Origin of the sequence: Capnocytophaga sp. oral taxon 326 str. F0382, assembly GCF_000318295.1 — a bacterium.
Taxonomy (GTDB): Bacteria; Bacteroidota; Bacteroidia; order Flavobacteriales; family Flavobacteriaceae; genus Capnocytophaga; species Capnocytophaga periodontitidis.
Genome location: NZ_KB291361.1, coordinates 1 through 20,201, shown reverse-complemented (window position 1 = coordinate 20,201; position 20,201 = coordinate 1). Strand labels below are relative to the sequence as shown.

19 protein-coding genes, 4 tRNA genes and 1 pseudogene are annotated in these 20,201 nt (G+C 35.3%); 16 read left to right on the top strand and 8 right to left on the bottom strand.

Annotated features, from left to right (window positions below):
- Positions 1-68 precede the first annotated feature (68 nt).
- A complete protein-coding gene (gene mscL / locus HMPREF9073_RS00975) occupies positions 69-446 on the top strand; it encodes a large conductance mechanosensitive channel protein MscL (protein WP_009412106.1) in 378 nt (125 codons plus the stop codon).
- A gap of 63 nt (positions 447-509) precedes the next feature.
- Here mscL and HMPREF9073_RS00970 read toward each other — a convergent pair whose 3' ends face one another.
- Genes HMPREF9073_RS00970 through murB form a run of 4 tightly spaced genes read right to left on the bottom strand, consistent with a single transcriptional unit; the run spans position 510 to position 5,019 of the window.
- A complete protein-coding gene (locus tag HMPREF9073_RS00970; protein WP_009412105.1) occupies positions 510-1,538 on the bottom strand; it encodes a quinone-dependent dihydroorotate dehydrogenase in 1,029 nt (342 codons plus the stop codon).
- A 23-nt stretch (positions 1,539-1,561) separates the two neighbouring features.
- A complete protein-coding gene (gene cysS / locus HMPREF9073_RS00965; protein ID WP_009412104.1) occupies positions 1,562-3,034 on the bottom strand; it encodes a cysteine--tRNA ligase in 1,473 nt (490 codons plus the stop codon).
- 51 nt (positions 3,035-3,085) lie between these two features.
- Positions 3,086-4,036 (bottom strand): glycosyltransferase family 2 protein, encoded by a 951-nt coding sequence (locus tag HMPREF9073_RS00960; RefSeq protein WP_009412103.1) that lies wholly within the window; start codon positions 4,034-4,036, stop codon positions 3,086-3,088.
- Positions 4,036-5,019, bottom strand: coding sequence for a UDP-N-acetylmuramate dehydrogenase (gene murB, locus HMPREF9073_RS00955; RefSeq protein ID WP_009412102.1), 984 nt, complete (start codon positions 5,017-5,019; stop codon positions 4,036-4,038). The genes HMPREF9073_RS00960 and murB overlap by 1 nt, the downstream gene beginning before the upstream one ends.
- A 146-nt stretch (positions 5,020-5,165) precedes the next feature.
- On the opposite strand from murB, the gene HMPREF9073_RS00950 reads away from it, so the two are divergent.
- From HMPREF9073_RS00950 to HMPREF9073_RS00905, 10 genes are all read left to right on the top strand, one after another.
- A complete protein-coding gene (locus tag HMPREF9073_RS00950; RefSeq protein ID WP_232212847.1) occupies positions 5,166-5,480 on the top strand; it encodes a hypothetical protein in 315 nt (104 codons plus the stop codon).
- Positions 5,481-5,482: 2 nt separating this feature from the next.
- The gene (locus HMPREF9073_RS00945; protein WP_009412100.1) at positions 5,483-5,839 is read left to right on the top strand and encodes a hypothetical protein; all 357 of its coding nucleotides are present in this window, start codon (positions 5,483-5,485) and stop codon (positions 5,837-5,839) included.
- Positions 5,840-5,846: 7 nt separating this feature from the next.
- Positions 5,847-6,923 carry an AI-2E family transporter gene (locus tag HMPREF9073_RS00940; protein ID WP_034555059.1) on the top strand — a complete coding sequence of 359 codons (1,077 nt, stop codon included), beginning with the start codon at positions 5,847-5,849 and terminating at the stop codon, positions 6,921-6,923.
- A gap of 179 nt (positions 6,924-7,102) precedes the next feature.
- Positions 7,103-8,500 carry a dihydrolipoyl dehydrogenase gene (gene lpdA / locus HMPREF9073_RS00935; RefSeq protein WP_009412098.1) on the top strand — a complete coding sequence of 466 codons (1,398 nt, stop codon included), beginning with the start codon at positions 7,103-7,105 and terminating at the stop codon, positions 8,498-8,500.
- A gap of 318 nt (positions 8,501-8,818) precedes the next feature.
- Positions 8,819-8,902, top strand: a tRNA-Ser gene (locus HMPREF9073_RS00930).
- Positions 8,903-8,932: 30 nt separating this feature from the next.
- Positions 8,933-9,007: transfer RNA gene (locus HMPREF9073_RS00925), tRNA-Pro, on the top strand.
- A gap of 64 nt (positions 9,008-9,071) precedes the next feature.
- Positions 9,072-9,145, top strand: a tRNA-Arg gene (locus HMPREF9073_RS00920).
- A gap of 169 nt (positions 9,146-9,314) precedes the next feature.
- Positions 9,315-10,247 (top strand): phospholipase A, encoded by a 933-nt coding sequence (locus HMPREF9073_RS00915; protein ID WP_198005878.1) that lies wholly within the window; start codon positions 9,315-9,317, stop codon positions 10,245-10,247.
- A 112-nt stretch (positions 10,248-10,359) separates the two neighbouring features.
- Positions 10,360-10,974, top strand: a complete 615-nt coding sequence (locus HMPREF9073_RS00910) for a TetR/AcrR family transcriptional regulator (protein WP_009412096.1) — start codon at positions 10,360-10,362, stop codon at positions 10,972-10,974.
- Between the two features lie 44 nt (positions 10,975-11,018).
- Positions 11,019-12,365 (top strand): TolC family protein, encoded by a 1,347-nt coding sequence (locus HMPREF9073_RS00905; RefSeq protein ID WP_009412095.1) that lies wholly within the window; start codon positions 11,019-11,021, stop codon positions 12,363-12,365.
- 72 nt (positions 12,366-12,437) lie between these two features.
- Here HMPREF9073_RS00905 and HMPREF9073_RS00900 read toward each other — a convergent pair whose 3' ends face one another.
- Genes HMPREF9073_RS00900 through HMPREF9073_RS00890 form a run of 3 tightly spaced genes read right to left on the bottom strand, consistent with a single transcriptional unit; the run spans position 12,438 to position 14,566 of the window.
- Positions 12,438-12,881 (bottom strand): retropepsin-like aspartic protease, encoded by a 444-nt coding sequence (locus HMPREF9073_RS00900; RefSeq protein WP_009412094.1) that lies wholly within the window; start codon positions 12,879-12,881, stop codon positions 12,438-12,440.
- A complete protein-coding gene (locus tag HMPREF9073_RS00895) occupies positions 12,866-13,939 on the bottom strand; it encodes a mannose-1-phosphate guanylyltransferase (protein WP_009412093.1) in 1,074 nt (357 codons plus the stop codon). The genes HMPREF9073_RS00900 and HMPREF9073_RS00895 overlap by 16 nt, the downstream gene beginning before the upstream one ends.
- 27 nt (positions 13,940-13,966) lie before the next feature.
- Complete coding sequence (locus HMPREF9073_RS00890) at positions 13,967-14,566, bottom strand: SprT-like domain-containing protein (protein ID WP_009412092.1); 600 nt, start codon at positions 14,564-14,566, stop codon at positions 13,967-13,969.
- A gap of 113 nt (positions 14,567-14,679) precedes the next feature.
- On the opposite strand from HMPREF9073_RS00890, the gene HMPREF9073_RS00885 reads away from it, so the two are divergent.
- Complete coding sequence (locus tag HMPREF9073_RS00885; protein WP_009412091.1) at positions 14,680-15,189, top strand: hypothetical protein; 510 nt, start codon at positions 14,680-14,682, stop codon at positions 15,187-15,189.
- A 40-nt stretch (positions 15,190-15,229) separates the two neighbouring features.
- Here HMPREF9073_RS00885 and HMPREF9073_RS00880 read toward each other — a convergent pair whose 3' ends face one another.
- Positions 15,230-16,204, bottom strand: a complete 975-nt coding sequence (locus HMPREF9073_RS00880) for a deoxyhypusine synthase family protein (protein ID WP_009412090.1) — start codon at positions 16,202-16,204, stop codon at positions 15,230-15,232.
- 220 nt (positions 16,205-16,424) lie between these two features.
- Here HMPREF9073_RS00880 and rho point away from each other — a divergent pair, with 220 nt between their 5' ends.
- From rho to HMPREF9073_RS00860, 4 genes and pseudogenes are all read left to right on the top strand, one after another.
- Positions 16,425-18,086, top strand: a complete 1,662-nt coding sequence (gene rho, locus HMPREF9073_RS00875) for a transcription termination factor Rho (RefSeq protein WP_009412089.1) — start codon at positions 16,425-16,427, stop codon at positions 18,084-18,086.
- Between the two features lie 156 nt (positions 18,087-18,242).
- Positions 18,243-18,327 (top strand) — tRNA-Ser (locus tag HMPREF9073_RS00870).
- Between the two features lie 869 nt (positions 18,328-19,196).
- Positions 19,197-19,577, top strand: coding sequence for a hypothetical protein (locus tag HMPREF9073_RS00865; protein ID WP_009412087.1), 381 nt, complete (start codon positions 19,197-19,199; stop codon positions 19,575-19,577).
- A pseudogene (locus HMPREF9073_RS00860) lies at positions 19,558-20,166 on the top strand (relaxase/mobilization nuclease domain-containing protein); the annotation flags it as partial. The gene HMPREF9073_RS00865 and the pseudogene HMPREF9073_RS00860, both read left to right, overlap by 20 nt.
- Positions 20,167-20,201 lie beyond the last annotated feature (35 nt).

Below are 20,201 nucleotides of genomic sequence, written 5' to 3'. Positions count from 1 at the left end.
CAGAAAAAAATATTATTTTTGCCCCCGAAATAAAAACAAATTTTTTTTAACTTAAAAATTGAATTATTATGGGATTTTTAAAAGAATTTAAAGAGTTTGCAGTAAAAGGCAATGTAGTAGATTTAGCCATTGGGGTTATCATTGGGGCTGCTTTTGGTGCTATTGTATCATCATTAGTATCTGATGTAATTACTCCTTTGTTATTGACTCCAGCACTTAAAGCTGCTCAAGTTCAAGAATTAGAAAAACTAATTTGGAATGGGGTTGCTTATGGTAAGTTCCTTGCTGCTGTGATCAATTTCTTGTTTGTAGCTTTTGTATTGTTTATGCTTGTAAAAGGTATTAACAAATTGAAGAAAAAAGAAGAAGAAGCCCCAGCAGCTCCTGCAGGTCCTACTCAAGAAGAACTATTGGCTGAAATTAGAGATTTATTGAAAAATAAATAGAAAATTTTCGTGTAACCGCAACACTACACACTTCAACAATTGTTTAATTAAAACCACGCCCCATTATAAGGCGTGGTTCTTTTTTATAAGTTTTTTATTAATGCGCTTTATAAGTCCAGCTCCTTCGTAGATAAATCCAGTGTAAAGTTGTACTAATGAAGCTCCTGCTTCTAATTTTTCAAGAGCATCCTCTTCACTAAAAATACCTCCTACACCTATGATAGGAAAGGCTTTACCACTTTTTTCACTCAAAAAGCGAATTACTTCGGTAGCGCGCTCACGAAGTGGTTTCCCACTAAGTCCACCAGTTTCTTTCTTGTTATCGGAGTGTAATCCTTCTCTACTGATAGTAGTGTTAGTAGCAATTACCCCAGCAATATGTGTTTCTTTTACAATTTCTATGATGTCTAACAACTGTTCATCAGTGAGATCTGGAGCAATTTTTAGGAGAATAGGTTTGGGGTTTTCTTTGGATGAATTCTTTTCTTGAAGGGTGTTTAGTAACTGCTTTAGAGGTTCTTTCTCTTGTAGCGAACGTAGGTTAGGTGTATTAGGTGAACTTACATTCACTACAAAATAATCCACATAATCAAAAAGTTGTTCAAAACAAATGAGATAATCATTTACAGCTTCCTCATTAGGAGTAATTTTATTCTTCCCTATGTTGCCTCCTATTAATACACCTTTGTTTTTTTTGAGTCTCTCTATAGCCGCTACTACTCCTTCATTATTAAACCCCATACGATTGATAATACCTTGATCATCTATAAGGCGAAAAAGTCGTTTTTTGGGGTTTCCTGGTTGTGGTTTAGGGGTGATGGTACCTATTTCTATAAAACCAAAACCTAAGTTGGATAACTCTTGGTATAAAGTAGCGTCCTTGTCGAGCCCAGCTGCTAATCCCACAGGGTTTTTGAACTGTAATCCAAAAACCTCTCGGTGCAAAGAAGGATGTTCTACTTGATAGATAGCCCGAATGAGAGAGGGTACAAAAGGTATTTTGTGTATCAACTTCAAATATTTGAAAGTAAAATGATGTGCCTTCTCGGGGTCGAGACTAAAAAGTAATGGACGTATGAATAACTTGTACATAGCAGTTAGCTTAAAAATTCTTCTTAATTTACAATGTAACTTGTTCCTTCCTTACCGTCTTTGAGTTGGATACCCATTGCAAGAAGTTCATCTCTAATCTTGTCAGAAAGTGCCCAATCTTTATTAGCACGAGCTTCCATTCGCATATTAATAAGCAATTGGAGCACTCCATCAAGTTTGTCGTTGTTATTAGCAGTTTGTTGCTCACTTTGTAGACCTAAAACATCAAAAACAAAAGCATTCATTAGAGTTTTCAGTTCATTGAGTTCAGCTACTGAAATCTTTTCATCACCATTAATCCATTTTACAGCTTCAAAAAGATGAGCTATAAGTATAGGTGAATTGAAATCGTCTAAAAGGTCATCATAGCATTTTTGTATCCATTGATCAATTTCATACGAAAGAGGTCCTGGGTGCTCTAAATCAGTAGACATTTCATTCAATGTTTTTATAGCTTCCATAAGCCTTGAGAAGCCTTTTTCAGCAGCAAGCATTGCCTCATTAGAAATGTCAAGCACACTGCGGTAGTGGGCTTGCATAAAGCAGAAGCGTATCACAGCAGGAGCAAAAGGTTTTTCAAAGAAAGTATTCTCTCCACTGATGAGTTGTATTGGCAATATATAATTACCCGTAGATTTACTCATACGTTGTCCATTCATAGTGAGCATATTAGCGTGCATCCAATAACGAACGGGACTTTCTCCGTGTCCTGCTTTCCCTTGTGCAATTTCACATTCGTGGTGTGGGAACTTCAAATCCATACCTCCTCCGTGAATATCAAACTGATTGCCAAGATATTTAGTGCTCATTACTGTACATTCTAAGTGCCAACCTGGAAAACCATCCCCCCAAGGCGATGCCCAACGCATAATATGAGCTGGAGAAGCTTTTTTCCAAAGCGCAAAGTCCTGAGGATTGCGTTTTTCTCCTTGTCCATCTAAATCTCGAGTATTGGCAAAGAGTTCTTCTATATTACGACGAGAAAGTTCTCCATAGTTGAGCCCTCGTTTGTTGTATTCAAGTACATCAAAGTATACAGAACCATTGCTTTCGTAAGCAAAGCCGTCTTTCAGTAGTTTTTCGGTAAGTTGTATTTGTTCTAAAATATGTCCTGTAGCAGTAGGTTCAATAGTAGGAGGCAGTAAGTTGAATATCTCCAAAACTTTATGAAAATCAACGGTGTATTTTTGTACAATTTCCATAGGCTCAAGTTTTTCAAGACGAGATTGTTTCACAAAACGGTCGTTGTTCACATCGCCATCATCGGTAAGGTGACCAGCATCTGTGATATTACGTACGTAACGCACTTTGTAGCCTAAAAATTTAAGTGTGCGATACACAAAATCAAACGACATAAAGGTGCGTACATTACCTAAGTGGACATTGCTATATACGGTAGGTCCACATACGTACATCCCTACATTATTTTCGTGTAAGGGTACAAATACTTCTTTCTCTCCTGTTAAGGAATTGAATATTTTTAATTGATGATTCATTCTGATGTTATTTAAGTTTATACTTACTATTTTTTCGTAACTTGTAATTCGTTATTTGTTATTTGTTTTTTCTCTAATTTTATACCTCTCTTCATTACTCTTAGTCTTTAAGATGATTTCTCCTAAAAAACCAGCAATAAATAACTGTGTACCAATAAGCATAGTAGTAAGTGCAAGATAAAACTGAGGTCTATCAGCAATAAGGCGACCATTAGGGTTGATAAATAATTTATCAATTCCAAGGTAAGCTGAGAATAAGAAACCTATAAAGAACATCAGTACCCCCAATGCTCCAAAAAAGTGCATTGGTCGTTTGCCAAAATGCGACAAGAAACTAATAGTGATAAGGTCTAAAAATCCGTTGATAAACCTACTCATACCAAATTTTGTAACACCATATTTGCGAGCTTGATGTTGCACAACTTTCTCAGTAATACGATTGAACCCCGCATTCTTTGCTAATACGGGAATATAGCGATGCATCTCTCCTGATACTTCAACATTCTTTACAACCTCTTGTTTGTAGGCTTTAAGCCCACAATTAAAGTCGTGAAGTGTGAGACCTGAGGTTTTACGTGCTGCCCAGTTGAAAAGTTTAGAAGGTAAGTTCTTTGTTAAAACTGAATCGTAACGCTTTTTCTTCCAGCCTGATACGAGGTCATATCCTCCTTGGGTAATCATATTGTAAAGCGCAGGAATCTCATCAGGACTGTCCTGCAGGTCGGCATCCATAGTAATCACCACATCTCCTTGTGCTTGTTTAAAGCCAGCGTGTAGTGCTTGTGATTTACCGTAGTTGCGCAAAAAGCGAATACCCTTTATGTTGCTATCTTTAGCCGATAATTCTTCAATCACCTGCCAAGAATTATCAGTACTACCGTCATCTACAAAAATAATTTCGTAGGAATAACTATGTTCAGTAAGTACTTTATGTAGCCACTGATAAAGTTCGGGTAATGATTCTTGTTCATTGAGTAGTGGTATGACAATTGATATATTCATTAGAAAATATTTACTTCAAATTCTAAAGTGATGCCAAATTGCTTGAGTACAGTTGCTTGTACATAATGAGCCACAGCTAAAATTTCTTTGCCAGTAGCTTTTCCATAGTTCACAAGCACTAAGGCTTGTAAGTTGTGTACCCCTGCATCTCCCTTTCTATATCCTTTGAGTCCTGCGCGATCTATCAACCAACCAGCAGGCACTTTCACTTGTGTTTCATCAATAGAATAAGAAGGAATATCTGGATATTGAATTTTTAATTCTTCGTAATTTGTTTTTGAAATAATAGGATTTTTGAAAAAACTACCACAGTTCCCTAATGTATCAGGATTAGGCAGTTTGCTTTGGCGTATACTTATTACTATTTCCGAGAGTTGTTTAGGAGTAGGGGAGGAGAGCCTTCTTTCGGCGAGTAGCTGTTGGATAGCCCCATATTCGGTATGCAAAAGATGATTGCGTTTGGTGAGTTTAAAGGTAACTGCTGTAATAATATAATTGCCTTTTTCTTTTCCTTTGAAGATAGATTCACGATAGCCAAAACTACATTCAGCGTTAGTAAAATTTTGCTTTTGCAAACTGTGAATATTGATAGCCTCGCAACTCTCCATTACATCTTTGATTTCAACCCCATAAGCTCCAATGTTTTGCACAGGGGTAGTTCCTACATTTCCATAGATAAGTGAGAGGTTTTCAAGTCCACCATAACCTTGAGATAAAGTATATTGCACAAACTGATGCCAGTTTTCACCTGCTTGTGCTTTAATCCATACATTATCGTTATTTTCTTTTACAATGCTAATACCCTTTAGAAGAATATGTAATACAGGTTGTGTGATATCTTGGGTGAGTAACATATTGCTCCCTCCACCTAAAACAAAAGGATTTTTGTGTTGTTGCAAAGCCTCAACTAAAGCCTCTTCGTTGTGTATAGGGAGGTAAATGTTTGCTTTGGTATTGATATTGAAAGTGTTAGGTATTTGCATAACGGCTTATCTAAAATCACCGCGCAAAGGTAAGAGATAATTAGCAAATTAGCAAATTTAACATTGATTCTTCGCTTGTTAGGTAAGATGGTAAAAGATAAAAAACTAACTAAAAATTTGGAACTATAAATCTAAAAGAAGTATATTTGCAACGTATTATAGTTTTATTAGCAATTATGGAGCTTGATATCCTCAAAAATAATTGGAGTGATGCACAAATAGTAGAGGTGTCCTATCAGAAAGGAACCTTACAATTAGCATTAAAAGACTATCAAAACACAATACATAAGTACCTTTTTGAGAATGTCATTGCATTATCATTTGAGAATTATCTCAATGAAGATATTAGTGAGATACATTCTTCTTTTTGGAAAGAAGAAAATGATACCATTTGCCAAATAGATATTCTATCAGCTTGGACAAATAAAGAAATTGTAAGTTTTTCATTTTTTACACATTAACTATGGCAGCCGAAGGATATGTAATATTTGAAGATGCTACTTGGTATCAAAAGCATAAAGAAGAAATTAAAGAACAGATTATTTCATTAGATACTTATGTACATCATCCAATGCAAATAGGCTCCTATCTAATGAGAGAAGGTGAATATTGGCTAAAAGGTATTGAGAGTAAGCCTCCACCAGCTGATTGGCCATATAATGTACGTATCTTTTTAGATCAAGAGGACTATATTTTTATAGAAATCAGTGCACATCCCCCAAGTATAGAGAGAACCCTTACACAATTTTTAAATTGGATAAGAAAGCAAACCCCTATCGTTTTTCAAGATGAAGACGGAGAGGATTTTGGTTATCAATAAATTAATTATGAACTCAAAAGAAATAGCAAATGGCATACTTCGTGCCGTAGGAATCATTGTTTTAGTAGTATTAGGGCTCTATACACTCTACTTACTGCAATCTATTATTATTTATCTCATTGTATCATTGGTACTGACACTAATGGGGAAACCTCTTATTCAGTTCTTCTATAAAAGGTTAAAAATAAAGAGTAAAACCGTCTGTGTTATTCTTACAATGACAATTTTTATCTTGTTAGCCTTGAGTGTTTTTAGCTTGTTTATCCCACTACTTGTTTCACAAGGCAAGAACCTATCAGGGCTTAATATCGATTTACTCAAAACTAATATAGACAACCTTATTCAACAAACCCTCAGTAAGGTAGGTCTTCAAAAAGAAGATTATTCTTTTGGAGTACAAGAAATGTTGAATTTTATTGATATTCCTAACTTTCTTAATTCTTTTATCTCTTTTATTAGTGATTTTGGAGTGGGAGTCTTTTCAGTACTCTTTATCAGCTTTTTCTTTATGAAAGATGGTGAAAAAATTCTTATAGCCCTTCTTTCAACTTTTTCTGTCCACAGAAAACGAAAACTCAAAACCTCTATTTTCAAAATAAACAACCTCTTATCGCGTTATTTTGTAGGATTGATACTTCAAATCACCATACTTTTTGTGATTTACACTGTTATATTGCTTATTTTTGGAGTAGAGAACGCCTTTATTATCGCACTACTTTGTGCATTGCTAAACCTTATTCCTTACGTAGGACCAATGATAGGCTTTGTATTAATGGCACTCCTTACAATGAGCAGTAATCTGCAAAACGATTTTATGACGGTAAGTCTACCTACTACTATCTATGTACTTATAGGCTTTATTGTAGGACAATTTATAGATAATGTTTTCTCACAACCTCTTATATTTTCAAACTCCGTAAAATCTACTGCCTTAGAGATTTTTCTCATCACGCTTATCAGTGGTACGCTTTTCGGTATGGTAGGAATGGTAGTAGCTATCCCAGCCTATACCGTACTGAAAGTAGTTTTAAAAGAATTTTTTCCTAATAATAAGATTGTAGAGTTACTCACTAAAAATCTATAGTTATGAAACAACTATAAATATAACTCTAAAAATTACCAAACCTAAAACTTTTTTAATTTGCTATTTTTCAAACAACTAAAAAAAATAACTAAGAAAAAAAGCGCTTTATATAGCAACTAATCAAAATATTATTCGTAACTTTGTATCCTAAATATCAAAATTGATAAATTTTAAAAGAAATGAGTAAATACGACGTTATTGTATTAGGAAGTGGTCCTGGTGGTTATGTCACTGCCATTCGCGCTTCTCAATTAGGTTTCAAAACCGCTGTAATCGAAAAAGAAAACCTCGGAGGTATCTGCCTCAACTGGGGGTGTATCCCTACTAAAGCTTTGCTAAAATCAGCACAAGTGTTTGAATATCTTAAACACGCTGAAAGCTATGGTATCAAAGTAAAAGATGGCTCTTTCGACAAAGATTTTCCTGCTGTTATCAAACGTAGTCGCGATGTAGCCTCTACAATGAGCAAAGGGGTACAGTTCTTAATGAAAAAGAACAAAATAGACGTGATTATGGGCTATGGTACTCTTAAACCTGGCAAAAAAGTAGATGTAAAAGATAAAGACGGTAAAGTAACTGAATATAGTGCCGACCATATCATTATCGCTACTGGAGCTCGTTCACGTGAGTTACCTGCACTTCCTCAAGACGGTAAAAAAATCATCGGTTATCGTCAAGCACTTACTCTTCCTGAGCAACCTAAAAAAATGATTGTAGTAGGTAGTGGTGCTATTGGTATTGAGTTTGCTTACTTCTACAATGCTATGGGTACCGAAGTAACTATTGTAGAGTTTATGCCTAATATCGTTCCTGTAGAAGATGAGGATATTTCAAAACAACTCGAAAAGAGCCTCAAAAAATCAGGTATTAATATTATGACTTCTGCTGAGGTAACAAAAGTAGATACTTCAGGTAAAGGAGTAAAAGCATTCGTAAAAACCGCTAAAGGTGAAGAAATACTTGAAGCTGATATCTTACTCTCTGCTGTGGGGATCAAAACAAATATAGAAAATATTGGTTTAGAAGCAGTTGGTATCAAAACCGAACGCGACAAAATTCAAGTAAATGAATTCTATCAAACTAACGTTCCTGGTTATTATGCTATTGGTGACGTAGTACCAGGACAAGCCTTAGCACACGTAGCTTCTGCTGAAGGTATTATTTGCGTTGAAAAGATTAAAGGAATGCACGTAGAGCCACTTAACTATGGTAATATCCCTGGTTGTACTTACTGTACTCCTGAAATTGCTTCAGTAGGTCTGACCGAAAAACAAGCTAAAGAAAAAGGCTATGAAATAAAAGTAGGTAAATTCCCATTCACAGCCTCTGGTAAAGCTAATGCCGCAGGAACTACTGAAGGTTTTATCAAAGTAATCTTCGATGCTAAATATGGTGAATGGTTAGGCTGCCATATGATTGGAGCTGGTGTTACCGATATGATTGCTGAAGCTGTAGTAGCTCGTAAATTAGAAACTACAGGTCACGAAATCATCAAAGCTGTACACCCTCACCCTACTATGAGCGAAGGCGTAAAAGAAGCTGTAGCCGCTGCTTATGGTGAAGCTATTGATATTTAATTAGTACCTACAAATTTAAACAAATATCTAAAAACTCCAAGTAATACAATTGCTTGGAGTTTTTTAATATTTTGTTGATTGTTACATTTAGTATAAATAAATGATGAAGTGCATTTTTTGAAGAAGAAATGTATAGAAAAATAAGTGATATATTTTTCTAAAATAAAAATATGTAAATACTATGTGTTTGATAAATAACTGTTTACTAAATGTTTTATAAAAAATATTAAAAAAAGTTTGCGAAAAACTTGCAAGAAATGAAAAATCGTTATACCTTTGCAACCGCAAAACAGAAATAATAAGTTCATATACATAAACGGAGAGGTGCCGGAGTGGTAACGGAGCAGATTGCTAATCTGTCGGCGGGTAACCGTCGCCTGGGTTCGAGTCCCAGTCTCTCCGCATCTAAATGTACTCATTAGATAAGTTTCTCGGGGCGTAGCGTAGTCCGGTCATCGCGCCTGGTTTGGGACCAGGAGGTCGCAGGTTCGAATCCTGCCGCCCCGACAATAAAATATTTCATTAATGTTCCTTTAAGTAGCATTTTTGAAATATTTTTTTTGAAATATAGGGTCACGTAGCTCAGCTGGATAGAGCATCTGCCTTCTAAGCAGACGGTCACAGGTTCGAATCCTGTCGTGATCACGAGAATTTGTTTCATTTTGTATTAAAATTTATGTTCGAAATAACGCAGAGTTTCCGCTCTGCGTTATTTTGTTTTAAAAAGTAAATGACCTTCTTTTTTATTTAAAAAAACTTTTTTTGTTTATAAAGTTTTTATCCATACCTTTGCACCCGCAAAACAAAGAACAGAATAATGAAACACTCCTTATTTATACTATTTTTAGCAGCATCACCTTTTATTTTTGCCCAAGAAGCAATAAATGATTCTCTACAAGAACTCCCTAAAGCAGAACAGAGAGCTCATAGAAAAGCACAATTAGAACGTACTTTGTCAAAAATGTGGGAACTCGACCGCGAAGACCAACGTGGTACTTTTAAACTCGTAGAATACCTCCCTATGTATATAATGCCCTTCCGCTATACCGATGTCCCTACCGAGCAACCCATAAGTCTCAACCCCGACCGACCCATCCCCGAATGGAGAGATTATCAACACGTAGAAACAAAATTCCAAGTCAGCCTAAAAGCTAAAATTATGCAAGACGCTTTTGGTAAAGGCGATGTGTGGGTCGCTTTCACCCAGCAATTGTATTGGCAGATGTACAACGGTGAGCTTTCACGTCCGTTTAGGGAACTGAATTACGAACCTGAACTCATCTTTACCTATCCGCTAAACTTCTCAGCAGGTAACCTAAAAATGAAAATGATAGGCTTATCCGTAAATCACCAATCTAATGGTAAAGAAGCGGCACATTCCCGCAGTTGGAACAGAATTATTTTATCAGGTATTTTCCTATGGAATGATTTAATGATTAATAGCCGTTTCTGGTGGCGTTTTTCAGAAAAAGCAAGAGAAGATGACAATCCCGATATTGAGAATTATATAGGACGTTGTGAATTGGGCATTGCTTATCCATTCCGTAAAAATGTTTTTAATTTGCGAGTGAGAAATAATTTAAATTTTAATCATAATCGCGGACACATAGAGCTGAATTGGGTATATCCGCTGAGTCGCGACCTGCGTATTTTGTTGCAAGCATCTCACGGTTATGGCGATTCCCTCATCGATTATAATTATAAACAAACAGTTGTAGGCGTAGGATTTACCTTCTTAAGCCTTTAAATAAACCAATCTTATCTCTTACCTCTTACTTCTTATCTAAAATAAAGGAAACTTTTTTTGTTTATTAAGTTTTTTTGTTATACCTTTGCCCCCGAATTAGAGAAAACAGCGTATGAAAGAAGAAATCGTGAAAAGAGCCTTAAACGACTTTATGCAGTACGGGTTTAAAACCTTTACAATGGACGATTTGGCTAACAAAATGGGGATGTCTAAAAAGACACTTTACGAACATTTTCCCTCTAAAAGCGACTTGGTAGAAGCTACATTAGATTACGCTTTAGAGATGAGTTGTAAAAATGCAGATACTTTTGTACAAGGAGAAGGTTCAGTGATAGAAAATGTATACCGCAACCAAAAAAAGGTTCAGGAAGTTTTCAACATCAATAGCGATCGCCCTATCTGGGAGCTACAAAAATACTATCCTAAAACATACGAACGTATGGAAAGTGAGTTCGCTAAATCTGATGCACTTTTTATAGATAAACTCTTAGAAAAAGGATGGAAAGAAGGCCTTTTTAGAAAAGATATTAATGTAGACTTCTATAAGATTTTTTATACTAGTGTACAACGTCTTCGTTCTATAACCCGCACTTTTCCTGAAAGAGAATTTCCTTTCTGGGAAACTATTTATACTATTATAGAGTACTTTTTCAGGATACTTGTCAATGAAAAAGGACTTAAAGAATTAGAACGGGTATTAGAACAAGAAAGAAAGCAAAAAAAATAAACTAATTTCAGTTGCTAACAACTAATGACTAAAAACAAATATCAATGAAAAAAATCATTACGAGTGCTTTGTTGTGCCTCAGTTTTGTGAGCTTTGCACAACAAAAAGAATTGACTTTGAAAGATGCTATTAGTTATGCTTTAGAAAATAAAGCTGATGCCGAAAAAGCTCGCTTAGAAGTAAAGAAAAGTGAATACCAAATACAAGAAGTACGTGCTAATGCACTTCCTAATATTTCAGCTTCTGGAGGTATGGTCTATAATCATAAACTACAAGCTACTTATATTGATGCTAGTACCTTTGCTTTTCCAGGTATGCCCGCAAGTGATGAACCATTAAAAATGGAAATGGGACAAAAATGGACAGCTAATGCCGAAGCTAAACTTACCCAAGTACTCTTCAATCAATCGGTATTTATGGGACTAAAAGCAGCGCGTACTACCCGTGAGTTCTATATGCTCAATCAACAACTTACTGAAAATGACATTATAGAAAAGGTAGCCAAAGCTTACTATCAAGTATACCAAACCCGACAAACATTAGAAAATATAGAAAGTAATTTAGCTCTTACTGAGAAAACAGCTAATGTAGTAAAAGGCTTAAACCAATCAGGTTTATCTAAAAAAATAGATGTCGATCGTACTACAGTAGCTGTAAACAATCTTAAATCGGCACGGCAGCAAGCACTTAACGGATTACAACTTTCCGAAAATGCACTTAAATATATGATTGGTATGCCTATGAATGAGGCTATTACATTGCCTAAAGAAGGATTTGAAGCTAATTATGATTTGGCTTTCGATAAAGGAAATACCAATAACCGTATAGAGTTACAAGTACTTGAAAAACAAAAACAACTTTTAGATATTAATGTAAAGGTACAACGTGCAGCGCTCTATCCATCATTAGCATTGCAAGCAACTTATGGTTATTTGAGTATGGGACCTAAAACACCAATTTTTTACGGTAAAAAAGATAAAGTATACGGTTCTGATTATTCAGCTATCACTTTAGGAGTGAATATACCTATTTTTTCAGGTTTTGGTACACGTGCTAAAATACGTCAAGCTCAGATAGAAAGTCAAGCGCTTGAAGCTACACTCAAAGATACTCGTTTGGCAATGGATTTGGCTTATGAAAATGCTCGTAGCCAACTCACTAACAACCTCCTTACTATTGATTCACAAAAAGAAAACGTAAAACTCGCTGAAGAGGTGTTACTCAATACTCAAAACAACTATCAACAAGGGTTAGCTTCTCTCACTGATTTATTAGAAGCTGAACGCTCTCTATCCGATGCTAAGAATAACTATACTACTGCCTTGTTAGACTATAAGTTGGCAGAAATTGAACTGCTAAAATCACAAGGGAAGTTAGAGACAATGAAGTAAGAAAATCCCATATCAAATCATAGAAGAAAAAAGGCTACCTAAACAAAATCAGGTAGCCTCTTTTTATAAGTTTTAACGAAGTAAATATAACTTTTTTTTGGAGTAATCTATCACAGCTTTTTTCTTCAGTAGTAAATCAGCTCCTATAACACCGTGTACAGGAAGCAAGTTAAATTGTTGTAATGCTTCGTTTACGTGGGTCAAATTAAATAAAACTAAAGGAACTCTACGGATGCTTAATGAACCTATTTCTAAGTGATTTTTTATAGCGACCTGTGTTTCCATAGCACTTGCTCCTGCACCAGCAGCTTTTATCTCTGAGGCTTCAGCTTCTAAATTGAAATAGGTTATCCACTCTATTCCTACACAAGTATTAGAAGCTCCAGAGTCTAAAATAAAACGTCCTTCAATACCATTAATTTTAGCTTGCACTACAAGGTGTTGGGTAAGAGTAAACTCAAGCGGAATAGCAATATATCCTTTCTCTATGAGTAATTTGTTTAATGTAAGTCCCATTTGCTTTTTACTTCATTTACTATTTCCTTAATGTTTTGTTCTTTTGCTTTGGGGTAGATAAGTAACACATCATCTCTATCTACTACAATGTAGTTTTTGAGTCCATCTATTACCACACATTTAGCGCCTTCAGTGCGGATAATATTGTTTTCAGCATCTTTGAGTAATACTCTTGCGTTGATAACGGCATTTTGAGCACTATCTTTTGGTGATTTCTCGTGTAAAGAGCCCCAAGATCCTAAGTCATTCCAATCAAAATTGGCAGGGAGTACATAAATATTAGTAGAAGGCTCTAAAATAGCGTAGTCTACCGATATATTTTCAGCTTCAGGGTAGGCTTTAGCTATAAAGTCTACTTCGTTTTCGGTATTATAAGTGTCTTCCCCTTTTTCAAAGAGTTCATACATAGCAGGTTGATAGGTTTTATAAGCGTTGAGTACGGTTTGGGTACTCCATATAAAAATACCTGCATTCCATAAAAAATTACCTTGTTTTAAAAACTCTTTGGCAGTGGCATAATCGGGTTTCTCACGAAATTGATTTACTTTCTTGATGTTAGTATTGTCGTCTTTGTCGTATTGTATATAGCCATAACCTGTGTTAGGGAAAGTAGGTACGATTCCTAAAGTGAGGATGTTGTTAGCCTTTTGTGCAGCATTGAAACACGTAATCACATTGTGCATAAAAGCCTTTTCGTCTTCAATCCACGCATCACTGGGGGCTACAATCATTACTCCATTAGGGTTACGCTTGTTCACTTTCATTGCCGCATAGAGTATGCAAGGAGCTGTATTGCGCATACAAGGTTCTAATACCAAGTTTTTAGGCAATATATTAGGGATTTGTTCTTCTACAATTTCCTTGTATCGCTCGTTTGTGAGAATGAGGATATTTTCCTGAGGGATAAACTTCTGCAAGCGGGAATAGGTGCGTTGCAAGAGTGTTTGCCCTGTGCCGAGCATATCGTGGAATTGTTTAGGGTATTCAGTAGTACTTACAGGCCAAAAGCGCGAACCTACTCCGCCAGCCATAATCACTGCATAATAATTGTTCACCATATATTTGTAATATTTTAATTCAGTTTTTTAACTTTTAATAAGTTCAACTTCAGCGTGAGGTTGAAAGATGTATTTTTTGCCAGAGCTTATTTCTATACAATCATAACATTTCACACGGCGTTGCCCTTTGCGAAATACACGTCCATCCTTGATACGAAAAGTACTTCCTATTGGAATTTCATAAATAAAACTTACATTTTCACTCGTGTCAAATTGTTTGAGGGCTATAGCCAACACAGGGTCAACATCACTGCTGGACATAGGGTTTAAAAAATGTCGTTGCAATACGCCTAATAATTGTTGAGGAAATATTTCTGGAGTGATAAAAGGTCTCATTAGTTGTTGGAAAGTGTATTTCCATTCATTACCGTGTGGCTTGATAAGTCTGCCAAACCGTTCAAAAGCTATCAAATGTGCTACTTCGTGAATAAAGGTTATCAAAAAGCGGTATTTATTAGCAGAAGCATTCATTGTAATGAGATGTTGCCCGTTAGGAAGTTGCCGATAATCTCCGTGCCTTGTTTTTCGCTCGTTTACAATACGCAAATAAATATTGTTTGCCTTAATGAGTTCGAAACAAGGAGTTACAGCGTTTTCGGGTAAATATTTAAATAAAATTTCTCTCATAGTCTGCAAATGTACAAATAATATTTTACATCCGCAAAAAAAATAATCAATTGTAAATTTATAAACTCGTGAATTTTTTTTATCTTTGCCGTGTTTGTAAAACAAAGAAAAATATGTCGCTCATAAGTTATTTAAAATTTCTTATAAAATCAACGAATCAACACGGAGTGCATTCTCCTTTTATCTACAACTTTGTAACTCGTTGCTTGTACAATAAACAGTTGGTAAAACCAAGTGAAATTACTGATTATTCATCAATTATATCTAAAAAACAATTTATTTCATTGCTGAAGATTATTCGTTATTTGGAAGTAAAAACTATTTTTACAGATGAAAAGGAACTTTCTATAAACGAAAATTGCAGTCTTATAACCGAATTACAAACTGCAACGACTTACGATCTTATTTTTATCAATTATCCCAAAGAGAATTTGGATTTTTATCTGAATTATATGCACAACGATAGCACTCTCATCATCAATAATATTCACCGAAAAGAAAATGAACCTTTATGGAAAAAAGTTATAGAAAATGAAAAAGTTACCGCTTGTATAGATGTATATTATCAAGGGTATATTTTTATAAGAAGAGAACAGCCTAAAGAGGTTTTTTATATAAGATAAGAGGTAAGAAATATAAAATCTTACCTCTTATTTCTATTTCTTATTTGCTAAGAAGATAGGCAAAAATAAGTGGAGCTACAATAGTAGCATCCGATTCTACAATAAATTTAGGGGTGTCAATATCTAATTTACCCCAAGTGATTTTCTCATTAGGCACAGCTCCTGAGTATGAGCCATAGCTAGTAGTTGAGTCAGAAATCTGACAGAAATACGACCAGAAAGGTACGCCTTCCCATTCTAAGTCTTGATACATCATAGGTACTACACAAATAGGAAAATCTCCTGCAATACCACCTCCTATTTGGAAGAACCCTACGCCTTTACCTCCTGAATTTGCACGATACCATTCGGTGAGGTAAATCATATATTCAATACCTGTTTTCACAGTAGAGGCTTTTAAATTCCCTTTGATTACATTAGCTGCAAAAATATTACCAGTGGTTGAATCTTCCCAACCTGGACAAACGATAGGCAAATTCTTTTCGGCAGCTGCTAATATCCAAGAATTTTTAGGGTCAATTTCGTAATATTGCTCTAATACTCCTGATTTTACTACTTGGTATAAAAATTCGTGAGGAAAATAGCGTTCACCTTTACTTTCGGCTGTGTGCCATACATCTTCCAAGTGCTTTTGTAAACGACGAAAAGCTTCTTCCTCAGGAATACAAGTATCAGTTACACGGTTGTAATGACCATCAAGGAGTTCTCTTTCTTGCTCAGGAGTGAGGTCGCGATAGTGAGGTACACGTTTGTAATGAGAGTGTGCCACAAGGTTCATTACATCCTCTTCAAGGTTAGCTCCTGTACACGAGATGATATCTACCTTACCTGCGCGAATCATCTCAGCAAATGAAATTCCTAATTCTGCCGTACTCATTGCTCCAGCAAGTGCCACGAGCATTTTTCCGCCTTCAGTAATATGGGTTTCATACCCTTTAGCAGCATCTACTAAAGCTGCTGCATTGAAGTGTAAAAAGTTTTTCTCAATGAATTGAGAAATATGTCCTTTACTCATCTTTGATTAGTTTAAAAATCTAAATTATTCGGCAAAGATATAAATAATCTATCAATTTAGCAAATTAATATTTTGTATATCAAAAATATTTCGTACCTTTGCCGCGTTTTCAGTCCCTCTACAAAATTCTATTCAATAATATCTTAATTTAAAAAGAGGAAAAACACTATCTTATTCTACTGAAAAAAATCATTTACTTTATTAACAACTATTTTATAAAATGTCTAACATTACAGATTTAAAATCTAAAAAGCTACCTGAATTGCAGGAAATAGCAAAGGGGCTAAATGTGCCTAAGTATCGCTACTTAAACAAGCCTGAACTTATTAATCAAATTATTGATTTTCAAGAAAAACAAACCAATCAAACTTCTCAAGAACTTCCTAAAAAAAATGCTGCTACAACAGCCGAAAACACTAATTCACCATCTAAAAAAGAACGAAAGAAAAAAATAGATGCCCCTCAAAAAGTAGGAAGCTCTAAACAAGAAAATTTGTCTAAAAATACAATAAATAAAGAAACTGCAGAAGATAATAAAGTAGAAATAAAAACAGATGCTAAATCTAATTTTCAACGAAAAAATAATTCTCCTACCTCTTCTTCTACTAACAATAATCAATCTAAAACACTCCCCCTTTCAAATAATAACAACAATAACAATAATAATGGTAATATTGCAAACAATAATAGCAATAACTATTTGAATATCAATAATGAAAACTTCGATAAGGAGAAAAAGAATCGTTATAGAGCTCCTGATTTTGAGTTTGATAGTATTGTAGATTGCGAAGGAGTTTTAGATATTACTCCAGAAGGGTATGGTTTCTTGCGCTCGTCTGATTATAACTACTTAGCTTCCCCCGATGATATCTATGTATCAGCTTCTCAAATCCGTTTGTTTGGCTTACAAACAGGTGATACAGTTCACGGTGAAGTGCGTCCGCCTAAAGATGGTGAAAAATACTATCCTCTTCTCAAAGTAATCAAAATTAATGGTTTAGATCCTCAAGTGGTACGAGATCGCGTGCTCTTTGAACACCTTACACCACTTTTTCCTACTGAAAAATTTGAATTAGCAGGAAAAGGAGCAACGCCTTCTACACGCCTCATCGACCTTTTTGCGCCTATAGGAAAAGGACAGCGTGGGATGATTGTAGCACAACCTAAAACGGGGAAAACAATGTTACTAAAGGATATAGCTAATGCTATTAGCAAAAACCATCCTGAAGTATATTTGATGGTGCTTCTCATTGATGAACGCCCTGAGGAAGTAACCGATATGCAACGAAGTGTACGTGGTGAAATTATTTCGTCTACCTTTGATAAAGAAGCCTCTGAACACGTGAAAATAGCCAATATAGTTCTTGAAAAAGCCAAACGATTAGTAGAATGTGGTCACGATGTGGTAATTTTGTTAGATTCTATTACACGCTTGGCTCGTGCTTACAATACTGTGCAGCCTGCTTCAGGTAAAGGGCTTACAGGTGGGGTAGATGCCAATGCACTTCACAAACCCAAACGTTTCTTTGGGGCTGCTCGCAATATAGAAAACGGAGGATCTCTTTCTATCATAGCTACCGCACTTACCGAAACAGGTTCTAAAATGGATGAGGTGATTTTTGAAGAGTTTAAAGGAACCGGTAATATGGAATTGCAGTTAGACCGCCGTATTGCCAACCGCCGTGTGTTCCCTGCTATTGATCTAATGGCTTCATCTACTCGTCGCGACGATTTGCTTTTAGACGAAAATACGCTCAATCGCATCTGGGTATTACGTAAATATTTAGCCGATATGAATCCTATAGAAGCAATGGAATTTATGGAAAAACAAATCAAACAAACTCGAAATAACGAAGAGTTTTTAGCGACAATGAATAACTAATTATTAAAAAGTTATTTTTGTATTTCTTGTAAAACAATAAGTTATAAAATAAGTTAAAAAAACATCGCAATTTTTTGTCTCAAAAATTTGCAAGTAATAAAAATAGTTGTACCTTTGCACCCGCATAATTGAAATAACAATAGCAATTGTGCAATTGGAGAGATGGCAGAGCGGTTGAATGCGGCGGTCTTGAAAACCGTTGAGGGTAACACCTCCGGGGGTTCGAATCCCTCTCTCTCCGCAAACAACATTGAAAATCAATGTTTTATACTATAGCAGGGACTAAAATAGGGACTAACCTTATTTTTAGTCCTTGTCTTATTAAAAAACTATAGGTAGCTTAATTTTGATACTACCCACCCTATTAGGTAGCTTAATTTTAATACTACCCACCTCATTAGGTAGCTTAATTTTGATACTACCTACTCTATTAGATAGCTTAATTTTAATACTACCTACCTACGAAGTAGCTTAATTTTGATACTACTTATTAATTTATAAACTTCTGATTTACAAATAAATACTTTGATTTTTCAAAAGTAAGTAAATAACGCTCCCATATATATTATAATTATATATTAAAAGACTTGATACACACACTACACCCCATATCTTCTTTTTTTGCAAGCAAAATCTTCTAAAATTATAACTCACTATTAATCAGAAACATATTTTTAGCTTTATATTCTATCGCGGTTTTAGGGGCAAGATGTGTCTTTGTATATACACAGTTTTGAAAAAACCGGTATACAAAGACTCATCTTGCCTTTTAGCTTCTTTGAAAAATTTAGCCTATCGTCTGCATTTTCACAAAGAAGCTAAAAGGGGAGAAAAACTGCGGAACTTGTTTTTCTTTCTACAACGAAAATAACAATCATACATTTAAAATTCTTCAAAAATCTAATATTTCATATACCAATAGAGTCTAATAGAGTCCAATAAATACCAATACTATCTATTTACGTCTATTTATGTATAAAATAGTCTATTTTTCAAATTCTAACGTCCTTTTATGTTGTTTATAGTCTATTATAGTCTACACCCCCTCTTCACCTATTGTGCACCTTAAAAATCCTCCCTTACTTTGCCTCAAAATTAAACCTAAAAGCGTTGGAAAAGACATCACTTAACAAATCAAAATACCTTATTCTTAGAATTACTGAAAGTCAGAAAGAACGGTGGAAAAGGTTAAGCGCAGAAAGAAAAACTACCCTCACCGATTTGATAATATCAGCCGTGGAAGGTAATATGAACGTACAAGAACGACGTGAGGTTTTAAAGTTCATTGAAAAGCAAGACAACATCTTTGCTAAGATTGAAAACAATATCAATCAGTTCGCTTATATAGCCAACGCTAAGAAAGAGGTACACCGAGTAGAACTCATTGCTTTTACTCAGCGTTTAGACGAGATTGTAAAGCTCAAGGCTGAACAAAACCAAATCTTTAGGCAGATATATAAACTCATTGCGAATGATAGTAAAAATTCTTAGCTCAGCAAGCAGGGACTTTCACGGAGTAAAGTACAACGACAAGAAAGTACATAACGAGAAGGGCGAGCTAATGCTGATGAAAAACTTTCCTTCATTTATCAATGAGAGCAGCTCTCAAGAGGAGGTAAGAAATTACTTTAAAGCCATCTCAGAAAGTGAACGCACCCGAAAACCACAATTTCACGCTGTAATATCAACAAAGTACCAAGAACACAGTAAGGAGCAGCTCACTGAGATAGCCAATAATTTTATGCAAGAGATGGGCTATGGACAGCAACCTTATCTTGTAGTCTTTCACAAGGACACCGAAAACAACCACGTGCATATTGTTTCTACCCGTGTAGATAAAAGCACAGGCAAGAAGATAAACGACAGCTTTGAGCGACTTAAATCCCAACAAGCCTTAACAAAGGCAATGGAAAAGGTATTAGGCACAAATCACCAAGCTACTATAGAGAAGCTTTTGCAATATAGGTTTAGCAACCTTCAGCAGTTAGAGATGTTACTCACGCATAATGGTTTTAAAGTAGTGCAAAGTGAGAACAATCCTAATCAGATGGATATATTGCACAATGGCGTTATTCAGAAAAGGCGTAATGGACAAAAATGAGGCTGTGAAGTTGT